The organism is Pseudomonas sp. BN515 (assembly GCF_029873155.1).
Lineage (GTDB): Bacteria > Pseudomonadota > Gammaproteobacteria > Pseudomonadales > Pseudomonadaceae > Metapseudomonas.
In genome coordinates this window covers 1-4,055 of record NZ_SSOH01000034.1, presented here as the reverse complement: position 1 = coordinate 4,055, position 4,055 = coordinate 1, and the positions used below count along the sequence as shown (strand labels likewise).

Annotated in this window: 3 protein-coding genes; all 3 read right to left on the bottom strand. The window is 67.2% G+C overall.

The window, feature by feature from the left end; translation table 11 throughout:
* On the bottom strand, positions 1-1,055 hold a 1,055-nt coding region (gene gcvT, locus E8E91_RS09740; RefSeq protein ID WP_280375569.1), incomplete at its 3' end, for a glycine cleavage system aminomethyltransferase GcvT.
* Positions 1,056-1,132: 77 nt separating this feature from the next.
* Entirely contained in the window at positions 1,133-2,509 is a 1,377-nt protein-coding gene (locus E8E91_RS09735) for an L-serine ammonia-lyase (RefSeq protein ID WP_280375568.1), read from the bottom strand.
* 22 nt (positions 2,510-2,531) lie between these two features.
* On the bottom strand, positions 2,532-3,785 hold the full coding sequence (gene glyA / locus E8E91_RS09730) for a serine hydroxymethyltransferase (RefSeq protein WP_280375567.1): 1,254 nt from the start codon (positions 3,783-3,785) through the stop codon (positions 2,532-2,534).
* Between the last annotated feature and the right edge of the window lie 270 nt (positions 3,786-4,055).

Genomic DNA, 4,055 nt, shown 5'->3' with positions numbered 1-4,055 from the left:
ACCAGGGCCCAGACCTCGCTGTCCAGGGCGGCGTGGCTGGCGCTCACGTAACCCATGGCCACCGGCGCACCCAGGCTGGGGCCGAAGCCGCCGCTGGAGACGCGGCCAATCACCGTGCCCTCGGCATCGACTATCTCGGCGCCTTCGCGGACCGGCACACGCTCCAGCGGCAGCAGGCCGACACGCTTGCTCGGCACGCCGTCGCGCTGCTGGGCGAAGACCTGGCCGGCGCCGGGGAAGTTGCCGGCACGCAGGCCATCGGCGCGGCGGGCCTTGGAGATGGCCCAGCCGAGGCTGGCCTCCACCGGGGTGGTGGCGGTGCTCATGTCGTGGCCATAGAGGCACAGGCCGGCTTCCAGGCGCAGCGAGTCGCGCGCGCCGAGACCGATCGGCTGGACTTCCGGCTGCTCCAGCAGGGCACGAGCCAACGCATCGGCATGCTCGACCGGAACGGAAATCTCGTAGCCGTCCTCGCCGGTGTAGCCGGAGCGGCTGACATAGCAGGCCACACCTTGCAGGTTCACGCTGGCGAATTGCATGAAGGTCATTGCCTGCACTTCCGGGGCGAGGCGGCCGAGCACTGCGGCGGCGGCCGGGCCTTGCAGCGCGAGCAGGGCACGGGACTCGAACAGCGACTCGATTTCGCACTGCTCGCCGAGGTGCTTGCGCAGGTGCGCCAGGTCCTGGTCCTTGCAGGCGGCGTTGACCACCAGGAACAGGGTGTCGTCCGCCAGGCGGGCGACCATCAGGTCGTCGAGGATGCCGCCGTTTTCGTCGGTGAACATGGCATAGCGCTGGGTGCCCAGCGGCAGGTCGAGGATGTCCACCGGCACCAGGCTTTCCAGGGCACGGGCGGCGTTCTCGCCCCGCAGGAGGACCTGGCCCATGTGCGAGACGTCGAACAGGCCGGCCTGCTCGCGGGTGTGCAGGTGCTCCTTGAGCACGCCGAGCGGGTACTGCACCGGCATGTCGTAGCCGGCGAAGGGCACCATGCGGGCGCCGAGTTCGAGGTGCAGGGCGTGCAGCGGGGTTTTGGCGAGGGTTTCGGTAGTCACGCGGAATCTCCAGTAGGGTGCGCCATGCGCACCGATGAACGTCTGTGGTGCGCACGGCGCACCCTACGGACGGTGGTTCAGCATTCGATGATGTTCACGGCGAGGCCGCCGCGGGCGGTTTCCTTGTATTTGCTCTTCATGTCGGCGCCGGTCTGGCGCATGGTGCGGATCACCTTGTCGAGCGAGATGAAGTGCTGGCCGTCGCCGCGCAGGGCCATGCGTGCGGCGTTGATGGCCTTCACCGAGCCCATCGCGTTGCGCTCGATGCAGGGCACCTGGACCAGGCCGCCGACCGGGTCGCAGGTCAGCCCGAGGTTGTGTTCCATGCCGATCTCGGCGGCGTTCTCGACCTGCTGCGGGGTGCCGCCGAGGACTTCGCAGAGGGCGCCGGCGGCCATCGAACAGGCCACGCCGACCTCGCCCTGGCAGCCGACTTCGGCACCGGAGATCGAGGCGTTTTCCTTGTAGAGGATGCCGATGGCGGCGGCGGTGAGCAGGAAGCGCTCGACGCCGTCGTTATTGGCGCCGGGCACGAAGCGGCTGTAGTAGTGCAGCACTGCCGGGACGATGCCCGCCGCGCCGTTGGTGGGCGCGGTGACCACGCGGCCGCCGGTGGCGTTTTCCTCGTTCACCGCGAGGGCGTAGAGGTTGACCCAGTCGAGCACCGACAGGCTGTCGCGCAGGTTGGCTTCCGGCTGCTCGCTGAGCTGGCGGTACAGTGCGGCGGCGCGGCGCTTGACCTTGAGTCCGCCGGGCATGATGCCTTCCTTGCGGCAACCGGCCTTCACGCAGTCCTGCATCACCTGCCAGATCTTCATCAGTCCGGCGCTGGTGTCTTCGGGGGTGCGCCAGGCCTTCTCGTTCTCACGCATCAGACCGCTGATGGACAAGCCGCTGGCGGTGCAGTGGGCAAGCATCTCCTTGCCAGTCTTGAACGGGTAGGGCAACGGCGTGCGGTCTTCGACGATGCGGTCGAGGCCGGCGGCTTCTTCGTCCACCACGAAGCCGCCGCCCACCGAGTAATACTCGCGGGCGCGGATCTGGATGCCGGCGGCGTCGAAGGCGCGGAAGATCATGCCGTTGGGGTGATAGGGGAGCGGCTTCCTGATCAGCGCCAGGTGCTCCTTTTCCGCGAAGGGGATCGGTCGCTCCCCCAGCAGGTTGATGGACCCGATTTCCCGAATGGTCGCCAGGCGCAGTTCTACCGTGCTGGTGTCCACCTGGTGCGGCTGTTCGCCTTCCAGGCCCAGCAGCACGGCCTTGTCGCTGCCGTGGCCCTTGCCGGTGGCGCCGAGGGAGCCATACAGCTCCGCCCGGACGCTGGTCACCTGACCCAGCAAGTGGTCCCATTTCAGCCCCTCGGCGAAACGCGCGGCGGCGCGCATCGGCCCCACGGTGTGGGAGCTGGAGGGACCGATGCCCACCTTGAACAGATCGAAAACGCTGAGCGACATATCTCGACTCCCGGAAGAGGGATCAGGCCGGGTAAACCGGGAAGCGGGTGCAGAGCGCCGCGACCTGCTTGGCCACCTGGGCCTCGACATCGGCATCGCCGAGGTGGTCGAGGATGTCGCAGATCCAGCTCGCGAGGGCGCGGCACTCCGGCTCCTCGAAGCCACGGGTGGTCACCGCCGGGGTGCCGATGCGCAGGCCCGAGGTCACGAAGGGCGACTGCGGGTCGTTCGGCACGGCGTTCTTGTTCACGGTGATGTGGGCGCGGCCAAGGGCAGCGTCGGCGTCTTTGCCGGTAATGCCCTGGCGGATCAGGCTGACCAGGAACAGGTGGTTGTCGGTACCGCCGGACACCACGTCGTAGCCACGCTCGACGAACACCTTGGCCATGGCCTTGGCATTCTTGATCACCTGGGCCTGGTACTCCTTGAAGTCCGGCTCCAGTGCTTCCTTGAAGCACACCGCCTTGGCGGCGATCACGTGCATCAGCGGGCCACCCTGGGCGCCCGGGAACACGGCGGAGTTCAGCTTCTTCTCGATCTCGTCATTCTTGCGAGCCAGGATCAGGCCGCCACGGGGACCGCGCAGGGTCTTGTGGGTGGTGGTGGTGACCACGTCGGCGTAGGGCAGCGGGTTCGGATACAGACCAGCGGCAACCAGGCCGGCGACGTGGGCCATGTCGACGAACAGCAGCGCCCCGACCTTGTCGGCGATGGCGCGGAAGCGCGGGAAGTCGAGGGTCTTGGAGTAGGCGGAGAAGCCGGCGACGATCATCTTCGGCTTGTGTTCCACAGCCAGGCGCTCGACCTCGTCGTAGTCGATCAGGCCATTGCCATCGATGCCGTACTGCACGGCGTTATAGAGCTTGCCGGAGGAGGAGACCTTGGCGCCGTGGGTCAGGTGGCCACCGTGGGCCAGGCTCATGCCGAGGATGGTGTCACCGGCGTTCAGCAGGGCCAGGTAGACGGCGCTGTTGGCTTGCGAGCCGGAGTGCGGCTGGACGTTGGCGTAATCGGCGCCGAACAGCTGCTTGGCGCGGTCGATGGCCAGCTGCTCGACCTTGTCGACGAACTCGCAACCACCGTAGTAGCGCTTGCCCGGATAGCCTTCGGCGTACTTGTTGGTCAGCTCGCTGCCCTGGGCCTGCATGACCTGCGGGCTGGTGTAGTTCTCCGAGGCGATCAGCTCGATATGGTCTTCCTGGCGCTGGGCCTCGCGGCGGATGGCGTCGAACAGGGCGGGGTCGAAGTCGGAGAGGGTCAGGCTCTTGTGGAACATGGTGGTTTTCCTTCTTGTTTGGGCTGACTGTGGGAGCGAATTCATTCGCGAATGAATTCGCTCCCACAGGTGATGATTCCCACTGGGGGCAGGCTGGATCAGGCGTCCTGATAGGCCTCGATGGAGGGGCAGGCGCAGATCAGGTTGCGGTCGCCATGGACGTTGTCCACGCGGCCCACCGGCGGCCAGTACTTGCCGTCCACCAGACTGGCGCTGGGGTACACGGCGAGTTCGCGGCTGTAGCGGTGGGTCCACTCGCCGACCAGCTCG